At 43.9% G+C, this 18,985-nt stretch carries 17 protein-coding genes; 9 read left to right on the top strand and 8 right to left on the bottom strand.

Going from position 1 to position 18,985, the window contains the following annotated elements; translation table 11 throughout:
- Positions 1-143: 143 nt before the first annotated feature.
- Entirely contained in the window at positions 144-2,498 is a 2,355-nt protein-coding gene (locus tag KUG37_RS12010; RefSeq protein ID WP_216936892.1) for a Tex family protein, read from the bottom strand.
- A 337-nt stretch (positions 2,499-2,835) separates the two neighbouring features.
- On the opposite strand from KUG37_RS12010, the gene ompR reads away from it, so the two are divergent.
- From ompR to KUG37_RS12030, 4 genes are all read left to right on the top strand, one after another.
- The gene (gene ompR, locus KUG37_RS12015; RefSeq protein WP_216936893.1) at positions 2,836-3,600 is read left to right on the top strand and encodes a two-component system response regulator OmpR; all 765 of its coding nucleotides are present in this window, start codon (positions 2,836-2,838) and stop codon (positions 3,598-3,600) included.
- A gap of 242 nt (positions 3,601-3,842) precedes the next feature.
- Positions 3,843-5,303 carry an ATP-binding protein gene (locus KUG37_RS12020; protein ID WP_216936894.1) on the top strand — a complete coding sequence of 487 codons (1,461 nt, stop codon included), beginning with the start codon at positions 3,843-3,845 and terminating at the stop codon, positions 5,301-5,303.
- A gap of 204 nt (positions 5,304-5,507) precedes the next feature.
- On the top strand, positions 5,508-7,025 hold the full coding sequence (locus tag KUG37_RS12025; protein ID WP_216936895.1) for an acetyl-CoA hydrolase/transferase family protein: 1,518 nt from the start codon (positions 5,508-5,510) through the stop codon (positions 7,023-7,025).
- Between the two features lie 230 nt (positions 7,026-7,255).
- Positions 7,256-7,951: a DsbA family oxidoreductase gene (locus tag KUG37_RS12030; protein ID WP_216936896.1), complete on the top strand. Its 696-nt coding sequence runs from the start codon at positions 7,256-7,258 to the stop codon at positions 7,949-7,951.
- A gap of 63 nt (positions 7,952-8,014) precedes the next feature.
- Here KUG37_RS12030 and KUG37_RS12035 read toward each other — a convergent pair whose 3' ends face one another.
- Positions 8,015-8,215 (bottom strand): dodecin family protein, encoded by a 201-nt coding sequence (locus KUG37_RS12035; RefSeq protein WP_004278594.1) that lies wholly within the window; start codon positions 8,213-8,215, stop codon positions 8,015-8,017.
- 411 nt (positions 8,216-8,626) lie between these two features.
- On the opposite strand from KUG37_RS12035, the gene KUG37_RS12040 reads away from it, so the two are divergent.
- The 4 genes from KUG37_RS12040 (at position 8,627) to KUG37_RS12055 (ending at position 11,834) form a co-directional block, all read left to right on the top strand.
- Positions 8,627-8,785, top strand: coding sequence for a hypothetical protein (locus tag KUG37_RS12040; RefSeq protein WP_216936897.1), 159 nt, complete (start codon positions 8,627-8,629; stop codon positions 8,783-8,785).
- Between the two features lie 258 nt (positions 8,786-9,043).
- On the top strand, positions 9,044-9,223 hold the full coding sequence (locus KUG37_RS12045) for a hypothetical protein (protein WP_216936898.1): 180 nt from the start codon (positions 9,044-9,046) through the stop codon (positions 9,221-9,223).
- 10 nt (positions 9,224-9,233) lie between these two features.
- Complete coding sequence (locus KUG37_RS12050; RefSeq protein WP_216936899.1) at positions 9,234-10,631, top strand: hypothetical protein; 1,398 nt, start codon at positions 9,234-9,236, stop codon at positions 10,629-10,631.
- A gap of 93 nt (positions 10,632-10,724) precedes the next feature.
- Positions 10,725-11,834 (top strand): hypothetical protein, encoded by a 1,110-nt coding sequence (locus KUG37_RS12055; RefSeq protein WP_216936900.1) that lies wholly within the window; start codon positions 10,725-10,727, stop codon positions 11,832-11,834.
- A 68-nt stretch (positions 11,835-11,902) separates the two neighbouring features.
- Here KUG37_RS12055 and htpG read toward each other — a convergent pair whose 3' ends face one another.
- The 5 genes from htpG to KUG37_RS12080 all read right to left on the bottom strand — a co-directional run bounded on the left by htpG (position 11,903) and on the right by KUG37_RS12080 (position 17,771).
- A complete protein-coding gene (htpG, locus tag KUG37_RS12060) occupies positions 11,903-13,822 on the bottom strand; it encodes a molecular chaperone HtpG (protein ID WP_216936901.1) in 1,920 nt (639 codons plus the stop codon).
- A gap of 167 nt (positions 13,823-13,989) precedes the next feature.
- Positions 13,990-14,334 carry a lysozyme inhibitor LprI family protein gene (locus KUG37_RS12065; protein WP_216936902.1) on the bottom strand — a complete coding sequence of 115 codons (345 nt, stop codon included), beginning with the start codon at positions 14,332-14,334 and terminating at the stop codon, positions 13,990-13,992.
- Positions 14,335-14,516: 182 nt separating this feature from the next.
- Positions 14,517-15,131: an OmpW family protein gene (locus KUG37_RS12070; RefSeq protein ID WP_216936903.1), complete on the bottom strand. Its 615-nt coding sequence runs from the start codon at positions 15,129-15,131 to the stop codon at positions 14,517-14,519.
- Between the two features lie 293 nt (positions 15,132-15,424).
- On the bottom strand, positions 15,425-16,789 hold the full coding sequence (locus KUG37_RS12075) for a Na+/H+ antiporter family protein (protein WP_216936904.1): 1,365 nt from the start codon (positions 16,787-16,789) through the stop codon (positions 15,425-15,427).
- A gap of 100 nt (positions 16,790-16,889) precedes the next feature.
- Entirely contained in the window at positions 16,890-17,771 is an 882-nt protein-coding gene (locus KUG37_RS12080; RefSeq protein ID WP_216936905.1) for an alpha/beta fold hydrolase, read from the bottom strand.
- A 117-nt stretch (positions 17,772-17,888) separates the two neighbouring features.
- On the opposite strand from KUG37_RS12080, the gene KUG37_RS12085 reads away from it, so the two are divergent.
- Entirely contained in the window at positions 17,889-18,383 is a 495-nt protein-coding gene (locus KUG37_RS12085; protein ID WP_216936906.1) for a DUF4442 domain-containing protein, read from the top strand.
- Positions 18,384-18,438: 55 nt separating this feature from the next.
- Here KUG37_RS12085 and KUG37_RS12090 read toward each other — a convergent pair whose 3' ends face one another.
- Positions 18,439-18,804, bottom strand: a complete 366-nt coding sequence (locus KUG37_RS12090; protein WP_216936907.1) for a DNA transfer protein p32 — start codon at positions 18,802-18,804, stop codon at positions 18,439-18,441.
- Positions 18,805-18,985: the final 181 nt, after the last annotated feature.

Below are 18,985 nucleotides of genomic sequence, written 5' to 3' on the forward strand. Positions count from 1 at the left end.
ACGGATGAATACATTTCAGAAATCACTGACCGTATAAATCATCGTCCAAGAAAAAGACTCGGCTTTAAAAGTCCGAGTCAGGTATTATGGCAACAACATGGTGTTGCACTTCAAATGCTAATCTAAGATTTGCTAATTAAAGATTATTTCGAACCTTTAATCCCTGCTTGCAATAACAATGCACCCAAACCACCAATTTTTTGCTCTTGTGGTTTAGCCGCTTGTGGTTTCTTACCCTGAGGACGCTCACCTTGCGGACGTGCTTGCTGTGGACGTTTGCTTTGAGGCTTACGCTCACCACGTGGCTCATTATTTTCACGGCGTGGCTGACGTGGTGCTTTTGCCGGAGCCTCAGAACCTTCAGGACGCATCGATAAATTCACACGATTACGTTCAGCATCGACATTCAATACACGTACTTGCACGATTTGACCCGGTTTCACCACTTTATGCGGATCCGCGACAAATTCATTGGCAAGTTCAGAAATATGTACCAAACCGTCTTGATGCACACCCACATCGACAAATGCACCGAAGTTAGTAACATTGGTCACCACACCTTCCAGCTGCATGCCTTCAGCCAACTGGGCAACTTCGGTGATGTCATCACGGAACTTCGCAGTGCGGAATTCTGGACGCGGATCACGACCCGGTTTTTCCAGTTCTGCCAACACGTCTTGAATCGTAGGCAGACCGAATTGCTCATCTACAAATTCTTCAGGATTCACCTGGCGAATGATTTCAGTATTGCCAATGATGTCTTTCACTGTGGTTGCTTTCGCTTCAACAATTTTGCTCACCAAAGCATATGATTCAGGGTGAACTGCAGAAGCATCCAGTGGCTCAGAGCCATCTTGAATACGCAAGAAGCCCGCAGCCTGCTCAAAAGTACGCTCGCCTAAACGTGGCACTTTCTTCAAAGACTGACGGTTATCAAAACGGCCATTTTCCTTACGGAATTCTACAATTTGCTGTGCAATCGATTTATTCAGACCGGCGATATAACCCAAAATTGCAGAAGATGCAGTATTTACATCGACCCCTACCGAGTTCACGCAGTCTTCAACGACCGCTTCAAGCGTTTTCGCCAGACCGGTCTGGTTCACGTCATGTTGATACTGACCTACACCAATCGATTTTGGATCGATTTTGACCAGTTCAGCCAGTGGATCCTGTAAACGGCGTGCAATTGAAACCGCACCGCGAATCGACACATCCAGCTCTGGAAGCTCTTGTGATGCCAGTTCAGAAGCAGAATAAACAGACGCACCTGCTTCAGACACAGATACACGCGTCAATTTAAGGTCGCTATTCGCAGCCATCATTTCAGCCACTAATGCTTCGGTTTCACGGCTTGCCGTACCATTGCCAATCGCGATCAGGTCTACATTGAACTCACGGCATAAACGCGCCAGCTCAGCCAATGAACCTTCTTTATCATCTTTTGGTGCAAATGGATAAATCGTGCTGTGTGCAAGGACATCGCCTGATTCATTCACCACCGCCAGTTTCACGCCGGTACGGATGCCCGGATCAACGCCCAGAGTCGTACGTGCGCCTGCAGGTGCAGAAAGCAGTAAATGACGCAGGTTTTCCGCAAATACGTTCATTGCTTCTGTTTCAGCAGCCAGACGTTTTTCAGTCAGCAATGAATGTTCAATGCTTGGACGAACTTTGCCAAGCCAGAACAGCTTTGCAGTTTGCTTCAAGAAATCCTGACGCGCTTGCGGTTGAATCGTTTCTAGATTGTATTCAGTCTCAATACGCGCCAATGGAGCAGCATCTTCACCCTCAACTTTCAGGCCCAAGACGTTTTCTTGACGGCCACGCAGCATCGCCAGTAAACGATGTGAAGGCACTTTATTCAGGTTTTCAGAGAAATCGAAATAATCGCGGAATTTCTTGCCGACTTCTTTTTTCTCTTCGCTTGCGACTAAACTTTTAAGCACAGCCGTTTTTGCAAATGTAGCTTTCAGCTCAGTGGTCAGCGCGATATTTTGCGCCCAGTCGTCAATCAGGATGTGCTGGATCGCATCAAGCTGGCTTTCAGTATCTGGGTAGTCTTCATGACTGAAGCCTGCCAGTGCTTCCGCTGGATCAACGGCTTCAGTAAAGATTTTTTCAGCAATTGGGCCTAAACCCGCTTCTTTTGCCTTAAATGATTTACTGGTACGTTTTGGACGGTATGGCGCGTAAAGTTCTTCTAATGCATTTTTGGTTTCAGCGGCATTCACACGCGCCAACAAATCATCAGACAATTTATCTTGTTCTTTGAGTGATTCAATCACCTTTTCACGGCGCTCATACAAATCACGCAAGTATGATAGACGCGTATCGAGTTGACGTAGTTGCGTATCGTCTAAGCCTTGCGTTACTTCTTTACGGTAACGTGCAATAAAAGGGACACTGGCACCCTCATCAATAAGCTTGATGGCAGCCTCAACTTGGTTTGGACGTACGGCAAGTTCTTTTGCCAACTGCTGAACTAAGTCAGTCATCGTGTTTGATCCCACAAGGATAAGTACTAAATGGCATGATTATAAAGACCAGGTCTATAAAATCCACCATTGTTTTTATTAATTTGCCTCACCTTTATATTATGAAGCGCCACAGTTTTCAGCTTTTCCCGACAAAGTTTGTATCAACTTTGCTTTTTATCGTTCACTAAATAGCATTTTCTGCCTATTTAGATGTATATATTTGGTATCTATGTCTTGATTTTAACTGCAATATTTGGTGCTTTAGAGCATAGTCAATTGATATCAATGAATCGTATACTCAAAGCATATTTCATTTTTTTGTTTATGATGACAATAAAGAATAAAGGAGCATCTCATGAGTTTAGTTGTACCTGCTGAAAAAGCCGATGCCACACATAGCGAAACAGACCGAGTCGAACGTATTCTGGTTGTTGATGATGATGTCCGTCTGCGCACCCTGCTGCAGCGCTTCCTCGAAGACAAAGGTTTTGTGGTAAAAACCGCACATGACGCCACACAGATGGATCGGCTTTTACAACGGGAACTTTTTTCTCTGATCGTGCTCGACTTTATGTTGCCTGTAGAAGATGGTTTAAGTATCTGCCGTCGTTTACGCCAGTCCAACATTGACACCCCGATTATTATGCTCACCGCACGTGGTAGCGATTCTGACCGTATTGCCGGTCTGGAAGCAGGTGCCGATGACTATCTGCCTAAACCGTTTAACCCGAATGAATTACTGGCACGTATCCGTGCGGTATTGCGCCGGCAGGTACGCGAAGTGCCGGGTGCACCGAGCCAGCAAATGGAAGTGGTCACCTTTGGACCATGGTCACTGGATCTGTCCACCCGTACCCTGACCCGTGAAGGCCAAGTCGTAACGCTTACTACCGGTGAATTTGCGGTACTTAAAGCACTGGTTCAGCATCCGCGTGAACCGCTTACTCGTGACAAGCTGATGAATCTGGCACGTGGTCGTGAATGGGGTGCAATGGAACGCTCGATTGACGTTCAAGTGTCACGTTTACGCCGTCTGGTGGAAGAGAATCCTGCGCGCGCACGTTATATTCAAACCGTATGGGGTGTGGGTTATGTCTTTGTTCCAGATGGTGTGGAATAAAGAAAAAAATATAGGATAAAGATCACTTCGATTTATTATCCCTCAAGCCATTCGCTGCTGTTTGAGTTACAACTACGTCACAGGCTCACATGGAAATATGCGAGTTCAGCGAATGGCAAGGTTTTTGGTTATTTTTTAAAAAGTAACATCAGAAAATCCTTCGATTAAATGTCAATGCAGTAATACTCCGCCAAGAACATTACTGCTGATTTTCAGAATAAAATTGCCCACAGGAAGCTGGCGTGAAACTCGATCCCATCGACCCGCAAAAATTTACCGATTTTGTCAGCTACTCGGAAACAAAACGTACCCGCTGGGAACGTTTTATAGACAAGATCAAACCGCGTTCTGCTGCCATGCGTACCACGGTACTGGTGGTTTTTGTGGTCTGTTTCAGCCTGTTTATGTCCTTGTGGTTTTTTTGGCGAACCTTGTTTTTACCTGAAATACAACAACATGCGCGTTATCTGGCCATGGAACTGGAAATTCTCAATAATCCTGACCTGCGTCTGTATCATAAACAGCAGGAAGTCGATATTGACGACTGGTTAAAAAACCGGGTCGGTATTGAATACGTCACCAATCCGGCAGAATATCCCACTGTCCGGGACAAAGTAATTGCAGAATTTTTTACCCGGCAGATCGAAACCAAGCTGGCCAAAGAACTGCGCATTGAAGAAGCCACGGTCTATTTCCAGTTTAAACCGAGTCCACGTATCTGGATCCAGACCCCTGAAATGAATGGTCACTGGGTACAAGAGCCTTTAAAGACTTATGCCAACTATAGCAATGAACTGATTCTGGGCTGGCTGCTCGGCACACCGATTATTGTCGGCATTATTATCTTGACCCTGGTGCGCCAGCTGAACCGTCCTTTACGCCGCTTGCAGAATGCCGCCAACAGTTATAGCCGAATCGGTTCAGCGCCCTATCTGGATACCAATCATGGCCCACTGGAAATCCGGCAGGTCAATCACGCCTTCAACCAGATGATTTACACGCTGGACCAGACCGAACGGGAACGTCGAATCATGCTGGCCGGTATTTCCCATGACTTGCGCACCCCTTTGACCCGGATTCGCCTCAGTGCCGAAATGATGCCCGATGATGACTTTCTGAAAGAAGGTCTGATCTATGATGTTGAAGATATGGACGCTATTCTGGATCAGTTTATTTCCTATATGCGCGATGGTTCCGATGAAGAACCACAAGACACCAATGTCAATGTGCTGTTACAGGAACTGATCAAGCAGTTTAAACCACTAGATATCCGTTTCACTCCGCAAGAAATACCGACCATTCAGGCGCGAAGCATGTCGCTAAAAAGACTGATTGGCAATCTGATCAACAACTCGAAACGTTATGGTTCAGAACCGATTGAGCTTGCTGCCTATGTAGAGGGAGACCAGCTATTAATTTGTGTTGCAGACCATGGCGAAGGTATCCCGGAAGACCAGATTGAAACCCTGATGCAGCCTTTTGTACGAGGGAATTCAGCACGAACCGTCCAAGGCAGTGGCTTGGGGCTGGCCATTGTGAAACGGATTGTCGATATTCACCAAGGTCAATTACACATTCATAATCGCCCTGAAGGTGGACTCGAAGCCATCATTTCACTGCCCTTGAATCAGGCCAGTCCAGAGACACCTCCTCCAGCCACCACACTCGATAAAATCCGCCAAACCTTGACTGATCACTTTTAAGATGTGATCAATAATCCAACATACGACTTTTTAGTTTTTCTATACAATTCATTTTATATATCATTAAATCAATCACTTAAAAATCATCATTTTTTGTTATACCCACATTTAGCTAAAAAATTAGACCTTAGCCTAACACCTATGCACAATACTTTTTTGAGCGGTACAATCCGTATCATAGTTTAAGAATTAATGAGAGTTAAAATGTCTTTAGATCGTATCCGTTTAGCCTCCCTACACAACAAAGTCATCAGCCCAGAACAAGCGGCTGAATTCATCAAAGATGGCATGACTGTGGGTATGAGTGGCTTTACTCGCGCTGGTGAAGCGAAGGCGGTTCCTTTAGCTTTAGTTCAACAGGCAAAAGTGAATCCATTAAAGATCACGTTAATTACTGGTGCATCACTAGGAAACGATCTAGACAAACAACTGACTGAAGCTGGCGTACTGGCACGTCGTTTACCGTTCCAGGTCGACAGCACTTTACGTAAAGCCATCAACAACGGCGAAGTGATGTTCATTGACCAGCACTTGTCTGAAACCGTTGAGCAAATGCGTAACCTGCAGTTGAAAAAACCAGATATTGCGATCATTGAAGCCGTAGCGATTACTGAAGATGGCGGCATCATTCCGACAACGTCTGTAGGTAACTCTGCAAGCTTTGCCATTTTTGCTGAAAAAGTGATTGTAGAAATCAATACCAACCTAAGCCCGGCATTTGAAGGCTTGCACGATATCTATATCCCGACTTATCGTCCAACACGTCAGGCGATTCCATTGACTCAGGTCGATGAACGTATCGGTACGCATGCGATCAATATCGATCCAGCAAAAATTGTTGGTATCGTGTTCAACAACGAATTGCATGACTCTCCATCTACCGTGACTGCACCGGATGATGAAACTCAAGCCATTGCCAGCCACCTGATCGCTTTCTTTGAAAAAGAAGTAGCTGAAGAACGTCTACCGAAAAACCTCGGACCTCTTCAAGCAGGGATTGGTTCAATCGCAAATGCCGTATTGACGGGTCTGAAAGATTCAAACTTCGAAGACTTGATCATGTACTCAGAAGTACTACAAGACTGTACCTTTGAATTGATCGATGCAGGTAAAATGAAGTTTGCTTCAGGTTCTTCTATTACCCTTTCTGCTAAATATGGCGAGAAAGTATTTAACAACCTTGAGCAATACAAAGACAAACTGGTATTACGTCCACAGGAAATTTCAAACCATCCTGAACTGGTACGCCGTTTAGGTATTATCGGTATCAACACGGCACTTGAGTTTGATATTTACGGTAACGTGAACTCGACTCACGTATGTGGTACCAAAATGATGAACGGTATTGGTGGTTCAGGTGACTTCGCACGTAATGCGCACCTGGCGATCTTCGTGACCAAATCAATCGCGAAAGGTGGCGACATCTCTTCTGTGGTGCCATTTGCTTCACATATCGACCATGCAGAACACGATGTAGATATTCTCGTGACTGAACAAGGTCTAGCGGATCTTCGTGGTTTGGCGCCGCGCGAGCGTGCCCGTGCAGTGATTGATCACTGTGCGCACCCAATGTACCGTGATGCATTGAATGATTACTTTGACCGTGCTTCTGCAAAAGGCGGCCATACGCCTCATCTTCTTCGTGAAGCGCTGTCTTGGCACTCAAACTTCGAAGAAAATGGTCACATGCTTGCTGTGGAAGCTGCAGTAAAAACTGCATAATTGACCGCATCAGAAAAACGCCCTACGGGGCGTTTTTTTATAGCATTTTTATATCTCTTGAATAGTAATCGACGGAGTCTTTTGAGAAAGTCATCTAGCTACCCTCCCTATTCTCTTCTAGTTTTCATGCTGCTGATATGCTGTAGAAATGCTCTTCTGATGCTCAAGGACTTTAAATTCTGATTCTTCACCCTCATACTTAAACACAAGAGTAAAATTAGAGACATGACATGCGCGTAGATATCTGGTCAGATGTGGTTTGCCCCTTCTGCTATATTGGCAAAAAACGTTTAGAAGCTGCTGCACAGGAAGCAGGTATTGAGCTTGAAGTACATTGGCATAGTTTCCAGCTCGACCCTGAAGCACCTGTGCGCCAAGAAGTGTCCAACTCTGAGCGTCTGGCACAAAAGTATGGTCGTACCGTGGCAGAAGTCGAAGAGATGCAGCGCAATATTGCTGACATGGCCAAAGCAGAAGGAATTGAATTTAACTGGGAAGGCGCCAATTCAGGCAATACCTTTAATGCCCATCGCCTGATTCATCTGGCGCAAAGCAAAGGTCTGGGCAATGAAGCAGAGGAAGCTTTGTTCTACAGCTATATGACTCAAGGTCTGCCCATTGGTGAACGTGAAACGCTGGAAGATGTCGCAGCACGTATTGGCCTGAATCCGGTCGAAGTCGATGATCTGCTGGATTCGGACGAATTTGCTGATTTTGTCAAATTCGATCAGGAAGTAGCACAAGATCAGCTCAAAGTGACCGGTGTACCTTTCTTTGTTTTTGATCAACGTGTGGCATTGGCAGGTGCGCAGCCTAAAGAAGTTTTCCTGCAAGTATTTGAAAAAGCGCTCGATACATCACCAAACAATCAGGCAGCACAGTGCTCCACAGAAGAAACTTGTGACACACCGAAGCAAGCTGAATAAAATCCTTCAATAAAAAAACCCCATTCAAATGGGGTTTTTTATTGATGATTAAATTGAATTCACTTAATCAACCAGAAAACTAATTTTTAAATTCACACGATATTCCGTGATTTTATTTTCTTTAATGACAACCTTTTGTTCATTGATCCAGGCACCTTGTACATTTTTAACCGTTTCTGTGACTTTTTGAATGCCCGTTTGAATTGCATCTTCAAAGCTTTTATTACTGCTTGAATTGACTTCTACCACTTTTGCAATTGCCATAACAAAACTCTCAGGGTGAAAATGAATGGAATCCCATCTTAGTCCATTCTTATAAGCTTGCAGCAGCTCGTAAACAAGCAATAGCAAAAACTTACATGGATGGAACAAAGCCCGAAATCAGTCTTACATTGCCATCTTAAAAACCAGATGACTTCTTCCTTTAGTAGCTGATGATGTTCAGGTTCTGATCATTAAAATAAAGCATAAAACCCTGAAAAATCATAAAAACCAGACTAGAGTAAATACACTAATATATTGTTTTATAGAGTAATTTATCTAAAATTTACTGCCTGAATTTGCCGAATCTATCATTTTCTATTAAGTCTTATTTGCTATTATTTCACTCGCGGTAAGTTTAAATCTTCAACCCACGTTCAAGTCATTGAACTCTTTGATATGAAAGGTCATCTTATGAATGCTCTTAAATTTGCTTTCGCAGCAACCGTTATGGCTTTTTCTATTCAAGCATCAGCACAAGTGGTTTACCTGCCCGATTTTCCGGTGACTAAAGCACCTGCTGAAACAGTACATTCAGATTCTGCGACTGCGGCAGCTGAAAAAACAGCTTAAAAGCCAAGCTATTATTTTGTTAAAACAGGCTGATTAATTCAGCCTGTTTTGCTTATTGCCTCACTCACCCTCTGCAGGTTAAAGACATACAACTCTAAAAAAATTTCAACCACTTCCCACTCTAATTTTTTTTATTGATTTTTATCACTTTTTACAAAAAATTTTGTTTATAAAACACTCAAAATAGATCACTATTTTATATGATCTCTGCTTATAATTGCAGCATTATAAATATATTGATGTTGAGAAGATTTTGTTATGCATGAACTTCAGGCATTAGTACAAGGCAAAATTCCGCCTCAGTCGATTTCTATTGATTACTTAATTGAAATGGCAGAATGCCATACAGACTCAAATTCTGCTGAATATAAACTGGTCGAACTGGCGATCAACATTGTACTCGTATACACACTGGATAAAGCACTGCAACATCTCTAGAGATTAAAAAATGAATGCTTTAGAAAAAGCACAATTAATCAAAGAATTACAGGGAATGACACAGCAACTGAAGCATAAAGCCCTGCCTCTGTATGAAGTTGCCCGTTCAAAAAAAAGAATACGCGATATTTTTAATCTATGTGATGAGCCTATTTTCAAAACCCAGATTTCAGCATTTAAAGCCCGGACTCAACCTGAACTTTTCGCCTACCAATTTTCTGCGGACACATCTTATCATCTCAGCTTTCGTGGTTATTTCACCGACATCTTGACGCTGGAAAAAGCACTATATGCCCATCCGGAATCAGGCTGGGCTGTTTTACATCATCCTGAGGATGGCTGGCAGATCTGGCTAATGCCTGCTCCCCGGAGTCCTGCCCTGCATAGTTCATGGGCTGAACTGCAACAATGTTATATCTGGCTAATGCAACAACAACAGCAGTCTGCTTGCCTGAAAGAAGATCTACCCTTGATGGTGCCGGCCTTGTCCCTGAACGTGGCTGAAACCAGCTCACAAGCTATGGAAACCAGCAAATATTATCGGGGACGGCCGAAGGCAAGAATCCAGACACTGGAATTGAGTCGCCCAGATGAGCCACCCTCTCAGATAGGAACTACACTCGAAAGTCCAGCTCCTCAGCTAGAAACAGAACCGACAATTCATAAAGAACAGATTACACCCTCTGAACTGATTCAATTTCCTGCAGAAATCCAACTGGGTAGCGTGAGCGCTCAGGTTCGCCTTTTCGGTTTAGAAGAAGTCAATATCCAGCGGCTCTGTGCTTTGGAACTGGGACCAGATATTGACCATCCACCCCATCTGGATATCGCACTTTATTATGCCGCAGAAGATAACTGGCAGACACGTCAGGTTTATCTGGTTGAACAGTTGGATCTGCAAGGTCAGTTTGTCAAATATTTGATGCTCTTAGGTGTATCGAGTCAGTTGCAGGCTCACTATTGTATTAAACATTGGCTTACCCAGCATCAACGCCAAGCTGCCGCAATTAAATCACTGGCGTGGTCTGCACTAAGTAGCAGTCTCATGCAACTGGAGCTCTTTTCAACAGCTTACTTGCAACAGGCGGAAACAGTCTGGACACAACCTGATTATCACCCGTTTATATCCGCCCATTTTATCCACAAGCAAAAATTTATCTCATTTGAAGAAGCTCCTGCTGATTTTTCTACCCCGGTGCTCTTGCTACAAGAACATCAAAAAATCCGGGTGATTCATGGTGAAAAACGTATTTCTCTCGCAGAGGATGAGCTGGCCTATCCACACATCTTGCTGCAACGCGACAAACAGCTAAATTGGCAGAATATTCACAATATTATTTTAACAATGCCGCATCCGGTTCAGGTCATGGAGCTTTATCGGGAAATTCAGACCCAAATGATTGAATAATTGCTGTTATTTTGTAGCTTTAACTTGCTTTTCAGGGTCATTTTTTAGAAAACTACAGCTGAATATAAGAATATCAAGAGCAACAAACATCTCATGCAAATAAACAGGATTACTCAAATCTTACTGCTCTCTTTAGGCTTGGGTATGAGTACTACCATGTCTTGGGCAAATTCAGTAACAGATACTCCTGCCAGCCCACAGAAAACAGAGCCAAGCCGGTCAGGATTACTGGATCAGATTCCACGTTGGATCGATGCAACACCGACTGTTTTACCAGAGCAATCGGATGTAGCCATTGTTCCATCCACGCTGGAAACTGAAAATGGTTCATGGACGGATCAAAAGCAGAAAGGCATCCGGGAATGGGCAGATCGTACTGCGCATAAAATTGATAACTGGTTTGGTGACACCAATCCGGAGCAGCCGGCTGCAGCCACACTGCGGGTGATTTTAGATAATCGCTGGGATGAATATGAAGGCTATGAGATTAAGCCCCGTATTCGCGGCAGGATCAAACTTCCGACCCTGGAACAAAAACTGAGTGTGGTTTTTGGTGATGACAGCCTGGACAATGAATTAAACAACAATGTCGCGATTACCAATGAAAACCCCGCCACCCCTGGAGATAAACGTCTGGATAGCAAACGCGCACGTGAAGATAACAGCTCCTTTGCCTTACGCTGGTCTGAATGGTCGGATCGCATTCCTTTCGAAACCGATCTGGATCTGGGTATACGTTCTGGAGATGATATTTACCTGCGTGTCAAAGCCAGCAGGGACTGGATGCTGGAAAATGATTACTCTTTTCATGCCGAACAGATTTATCGCTATGGCATTCAGAGTGAAAACTATTTGCGAACCAATCTGGAACTGGTCCATGCCCGCCCCAATCAGGCCTTTCTCTCCAATCAGCTCAGTCTGACCTATGCGGATGATCAAGACGACGATCTGACCTGGGACAACTTTACCTTCAGGCAACATCAGTTTTTTCAGGATAATCGTTTCAGCTACGGTATTTATACCGGGGGATATCTGAATGACAAGGATTTACGCCTGAATCGCTGGGGACCGTATGTGTCCTGGAGACAGCCTTTTTTACGTGAATGGTTTTTTGTCCAGACTGACCTGAACTATCTGAATGACCATCGGGAAGATCGTGACCACTATGTCGGTGCTTTAGTTCGTCTAGAGGCCTTGTTCTAAATTTAAGCCCGAGGAAGATATAAAAAAATCCCTCCGGAGAGGGATTTTTAAAGTCAGAGAATGAGGATTTAAGAAAGTAGTAAACTATTAACACGCTTCACATATTCAGCAGGATTTTCAGGTAATCCACCTTCCGCAATTACCGCCTGGTCAAAGATCACGTTGGCCAGATCATCAAACTGCGCTGAACCCTCCAGTTTTTTCACCAACGGATGTTCCGGGTTAATTTCCAGAATCGGCTTGATATCCGGTACAGGCTGACCTGCATCTTTCAGCATACGAATTAACTGTGGAGACAATTCACCTTCACCAGTCACCAGACAAGCCGGAGAATCGACCAGACGCGTGGTAACCCGCACTTCTTTGGTCTTGTCTTTTAAGGAGTCAGTCAGTTTATCTACCACCGGTTTAAACTGTGCTGCGGCTTCTTCAAGGGCTTTCTTCTCTTCCTCATCCTGAAGGTCACCCAAGTCCACTGCACCCTTGGACACGTTTTGCAATGGCGTACCATCAAACTCATGTACGAAGTTCATCGCCCATTCATCCACGCGTTCGGTCATCAGCAGAACTTCAATGCCTTTTTTCTTGAACAGTTCCAGCTGTGGTGAATTTTTCGCAGCATTCAGGTTATCTGCAGTCACATAATAAATGGCTTTCTGGCCGTCTTTCATGCGTGCTTTATAGTCTGCCAATGAAGTGCTGACCTCATCATTGTTCGAGGTTGCATAACGCAGCAGTTTCAAAATGCGTTCACGGTTAGCAAAATCTTCACCCAGACCTTCCTTCAATACTGAAGCAAATTCCTGATAGAAAGTCTTGAATTTTTCCTGATCTTTTTCATCTTCAGATTTAGCCAGATTGTCCAAGATGGTCAGGATACGGCGGGCATTACCTTCACGGATGGTTTTCACATCACGGCTTTCTTGTAATAACTCACGGCTGACGTTCAAAGGCAAATCCGCGCTGTCCACCACGCCCTGTACAAAACGCAGGTAATGCGGGATCAGATTATCTGCATCATCCATAATGAACACGCGTTTCACATACAGCTTGATACCCGCTTTTGATTCACGGGTGAAAATGTCATGTGGCGCTTTGCTTGGAATATACAGTAACTGGGTATATTCAGTACTACCCTCAACGCGGTTATGCGCCCAGGCTAATGGCGCCGCGAAATCATGACTTAAGTTCTTGTAGAACTCGACATACTGCTCTTCAGTAATCTCGGATTTGTTACGTGTCCATAATGCACTGGCCGAGTTAATTGTTTCCCACTCATCGGTCTTAACATAGTGGCCGCCTTGAGCATTTTCTCCTTCAGCCGCTTCGTCCTCCTGCCAGACTTCTTTTTGCATCTGGATTGGCAAGCTAATATGGTCTGAATATTTATTGATGATCTGCTTCACTTTATAGCTTTGCAGATAATCCAGTGCATCGTCACGCAGGTGCAGAATAATATCGGTACCACGGCCTTGTTTAGTGATCTGTTCAACTTCAAATTCACCGGTTCCGCCACTGATCCAGCGTACTCCTTCAGACGGGTCTGCACCGGCACGGCGTGACTCTACCGTGATCTTGTCGGCTACAATAAAACCGGAATAGAAACCGACACCAAACTGGCCAATCAGCTGGGCATCAGCTTTTTGATCACCCGTCAGTTTGGACATAAAGTCTTTGGTGCCCGATTTGGCGATAGTACCTAAATTATCAATGGCTTCCTGTTCGCTTAAGCCGATGCCATTGTCTGAAATGGTAATGGTTTTATTGTCTGCATCGAGGCTGACACGAACGCGTAGATCCGGATCATTTTCATAAAATTCGGGATGATTAATTCCTTCAAAACGCAATTTATCACAGGCATCTGAGGCATTCGAAATCAATTCGCGCAGGAAAATTTCAGGGTTTGAATAAAGCGAATGGGTCACGAGGTGCAGTAATTGTGCTACCTCAGCTTGGAAACTATGTTTTTTTACGCTTAAATCGCTCATGAATCACTCCTATTATTTTAGATACAGATTACTACTGCTGCCTATATGAATGGAGTGACTTATCAAATTTTCAATAGCCAGTTGTATATTTTTTCTCAAGAGATTTATGAAGGATCACTTGTTCTTGTAGAGACTTGGATTTAAACAGGCGGAAACTGGGTCTTAACTTAATAAGGCCCAAGCTTATAAATACGTTGAAACTGCAAGTCCAGTTGCTGCTGACGCATATTATAGACCTGACTCAGGCAGGACACTGATTCCTGACAGCGGTCACGGAATTGTAACCACTTCACCTGATCGCGCTGAATCACCGAGCGGGTTCCCATAGGTACCATATGGCGCAGAATATAATAGCTGGTACTCATTTTGACATCAGCATCATTGAGCAGACGATGTTCACAAATGGCTTTCTCTGTTACGGTTTCAGCTTTCTGACAATCAAAACTGGCTGCATAGGCAGATGCCGCCAACAGGCTAAAGAAGATCACAATACCCTGGATTAAAAACTTCATGCTGATCTTCCTTATTATCAATTATTAAGTCGTATTCAATTAATATTTACTTTATTCATTTTAATATAGTTGAACATTGCCGATCTGCTCAATTTCAATAGGTGATAAATCGTTGTCATTTTGAAAAAAAAAGCCTCATACAAGATGAGGCTATTGGAAAATCAATCCAGGAATATGAAAGCTTAGAATTTGTAGCTATAACCAATCGTGTAGACCCAAGGATTGACTTTCAATTCGCCAATATTGGTTTCCTGTCCATCAACTTTAAGCGTTAAATCGGTTTTAACATCAGCATAACGTACATCAGCAAATACTCCCCAGTTTTTTGCATCTGCAGGCTGGAAGTTAAAGCCCACCTGTCCTGCTACCCCATATGCAACATCTGCATCCAATTTAGCACCTTCAATTGCAACTTTTTCATCCCATGGCACTACTACTGTAGCACCTACACCAATATACGGAGTAAAGCGCGTGGTATTTTTAAAATTATATTTTGCTGTAAGAGTTGGCGGTAAATGTTTAAAAGACGCGATATCTTGACCGCCTGAAGAAACATCATGTTTAAAAGGAGTTGCCAGTAATAATTCAGCTGAAAAATTATCATTAAAGAAATATTCTACAGATGGTGTAAAACCATACTCTTGGGAAGCTTTTACATTTTCAAATGCACCACCAGCCAATACATTTTTGTCTTCAGACGGTGCTAAAGAACTCGCACCCACTTTAACTTGCCATTGACCTGCCATCGCAGATGCAGAAAGACCCATTAATGCAACTAGAGCAACTTGCTTTAACATTTTAATCCCCAGTGGAAGATGATTTATTAAGAAATAAAGAATTAGTTAATAATAAACATGGAAGGAATTAATATGCAATAGGGATTATAAAACTAAATATTCAATATTATTTAAATTATTGTTTTTGTTACTTATTTATTTTAAATAGACCAATTTGGTTGGTTTTAAATACCAACTAAATCAATCAGGTTTATATTAATTTTTATTTAAACCATATTAAAAATGCAACCTATTATTCATTTTAAATTCAGATTAATCTGCTCCAATAAATATCAGAGCAGATTGACATTATCTTAAAGAACCATGGCTGCAATCCAGCCAAAAATCATCAGCGGAATATTAAAATGAATAAAAGTAGGTACGACACTGTCTTTCATATGGTCATGCTGACCATCCATGTTTAAACCCGAAGTGGGGCCTAAAGTTGAATCCGACGCTGGTGAACCGGCATCACCCAACGCTGCTGCAGTCCCGATAATCGCAATGGTCGCTGCAGGGCTAAAACCGAACTGGATACACAGCGGCACATAGATAATCGCCAGAATGGGGATGGTTGAAAAGGATGAACCAATACCTAAGGTAATCAACAGACCGATCAACAACATCAAGAATGCGGCCAGTGCCTGACTATTACCAATCCAGTTGACTGATGCTTCGACCAGCGCAGGTACCTGATTGGTTGCCTCAATCACGGCTGCAAAACCTTGTGCTGCAATCATGATAAAACCGACCAGCGCCATCATGCGCATACCGGTAATGATTACGTCATCCGCTTCTTTCCACTTGAAAATGCCAGCACAGCTGAGAATCGCGACACCGACCAGACCTGCCAGGATCATTGAATCTGAATACAGTTGTACCACCAGTGTTAAAACAACAGCAAGACCTGCCATCCAGATGGTAAATTTCGAAATTTCAGGTTTAAGCTGTGGCTCTGCCCCTAGTTCAGAAGAAATACTTTGCGGCTTTTCGACCTGAATGTCTTTGTACTGACGCGGTTTACGATAGCTGATAAATATAGCCACCAATAAGCCAACGAACATACCAAATACCGGAATCGCCATGGCAGATGGAATCTGGTCATAGCTAATTTCAAAACCATAAGGCTTACCAAAGGTATTAATGTTATAACCCAGAATATCATTCAGGAAAATCGCACCAAAACCGACTGGAATCAGCATATAGGTCGCAACCAAGCCAAAGGTCAGCAAACAGGCCACCAGACGGCGATCAAGCTGTAAATGGTTAAATACAATCAATAGCGGTGGAATCAGCACCGGAATGAAGGCAATATGCACAGGAATGACGTTCTGCGAGAACACGGCAGCAATGGCTACTGTGAAAAAGATCAGATATTTCATCCGGTTTTGTGCTTTAAAATCGGCCTCACCCTTTAAGGTACTAATCATTTTATAGGCCAATAAATCCGGTAGACCCGAACGTGCCAAGGCCAAAGCAAACGCACCTAATATACCGTAAGCCAAGGCAATTTTGGCACCACCACCCAAGCCATTGTTAAACGCGTCCAAGGTTCCCTGCAGGCCCAGACCTGCCAATAAACCACCTGTAACAGCACCAATGACCAGGGCAAAAACCACAGGCACACGTGCCAATGAGAGTCCAAACATGACTCCAATAGCAGCAAGAATTGCGAACATAATGAATCGGAATAGAGAGAAAGCGGCTATTTTATCAGAAAATATGGATAAAAATTCCGCCACTTTTTTCTGGCCGGGTCATACTTCGTGAAGTGGCCTGTCAATCGCTAGCAGCAGATTTACGCTGAATAAAATTATCAATCAATTGAGCAACTTGCTCTGGCTGACTCAGAATTGCCCAGTGATTGGCGGGCAGTTCTACTTTAGAGAAATCATCTACCCATTTTGACATCTCATCGACCAGATCGGGGCCGACAAACTTGTCATATTTCAGTACAATCGCTTGTACCGGACAGATGGCAAAGCGCTGCCGGGGTTGGGTTAAACGTGGCAAAAAGTTGGCTCGGTACAGGTTTACGCCATATTTACCATCTTTGACTATATGCGGATTGAGCGGCAGATCATCCCGTCTTTCCAGTTGCTGTACGATCTTGGCCCAGCGTTCCGGAGTGAAAAAATTCCAGGTCATGGGCGCCACCAATGGCAACTGGAATACCGCGATATACCAGGACTTGCTCATTTGCTTGAAAAATTTTGCTTTGTCTTGCTGGAACTGTTCACGCATCCAGAAAGCTGCATGATCCAGACAGGGACCGGACAGCGTGCTATAGGACAGAATTCTTCCTTTGAATCTTAAATCTGTGACAGATTCCCAGGATTGAATTGACCCCCAGTCATGCGCTGCCAGGTGAAAAGCACGATTCGGCAATACCTTGTTCACCACCTCCTCCAGATCCTGACTTAATCGTGCCAAGCGGTAATCCGAGATTTTTTTAGGAATACTGGACTCACCTGCGCCACGCACATCATAGGTCACAATAAAATAATCCTGGCTCAAATAAGCAATGACTGGCTCCCAGACAGCCTGATGATCGGGATAGCCATGAACCAGCACCAATGCCGGCTGTGTGGGCTGTCCGTAAGTTTTGACACAGAGACGTTGCTGATCCGTGGTATCGACCCATTGCATTTGCATTTCCATCTTTTGATCCTGTTTTTGTTATTGACTGATTAGTTTATAAATCGGCATGATTGATCAATGCCAGCGCATTTTTGTTGCTCTAGTATGCATAATCACACCCACAAAAAGAATGTCAGTATGAACCTCTTCCAGAAAATTCAAAAACTGCCTCTGGTTTCAAAATTTATTCTGAACCGCTATGCACCTTATCGAGGTGCAGGCATCGAAATTGATAAGCTTGATTTTAATAATTATCACATTCGGGTCAAAATGCCGCTGACCCGTAAAAACCAGAATATTGTGGGTGTGCATTTTGGTGGCAGCCTGTATTCGATGGTCGATCCGTTTTATATGTTATTGCTGATGCATCATTTGGGGCCAAAATACTTGGTTTGGGATAAAAGCGCCAGCATTCAGTTTTTGGCACCTGGTCGCGGAACAGTGGTGGCTGACATTCGGCTTTCTGCAGAAGAAATTGCCACGGTTATTCATTTGGCTGCCGACCATGCGCCAGTGTATCGGCATTATCAGCTGAATATATATGATGAAGCTGGGGTCAGGATTGCTGAAGTAGAGAAAACGGTTTATATCCGCCGTAAACAGAGTAAAGGTAAAACTTCCTCTTCCAGCTAAGATAAAAGCGCCCATGAGGCGCTTTTAAATCTAGAGGATTTTGAAGCTTTTCGACTTAGCGACGACGGTTATCCTGCTCAATGGCTGCACCGGCACCACCACCGAGTGCACCGCCAATCGCAGCACCCGCATTCCCCCCGAAGATGCTTTTACCGACGGCTGAACCTACGGCACCCCCTACACCGCTATAAGTTGCATTACGGTTTGAACCGCCTTGGGATTTACTGCCCACTGCTGCACCTGCACCACCGCCAATCGCAGAACCGACACCACCACCGACACTATTACCTACACCACCACCGACTGCACCACCTAAGGCAGCAGCACCAATACGTTGATTTTTGTTCGACATGTTTTCACAACCTGCCAACATAAAGGTGGAAAGAGTGGCAACTGCCATAATACCGATTAACTTTTTCATGACCTAGGCCATCCTGTCTTGTTTTAATTAAGCTTATCTTCATTGTATGAAACTAAAATCTGTAACGTGTTATTTCTCGCGGTATTCCTGCTGATTTTTGTAAATATCAATGGATTATTCCGCTGTTAAGGGGGGCATTTTTATAAGTTTTAGACAAAAAAAGACGCCCGAAGGCGTCTTT

Origin of the sequence: Acinetobacter sp. BY419 (assembly GCF_019038395.1) — a bacterium.
In the GTDB taxonomy this organism is placed as follows: domain Bacteria; phylum Pseudomonadota; class Gammaproteobacteria; order Pseudomonadales; family Moraxellaceae; genus Acinetobacter.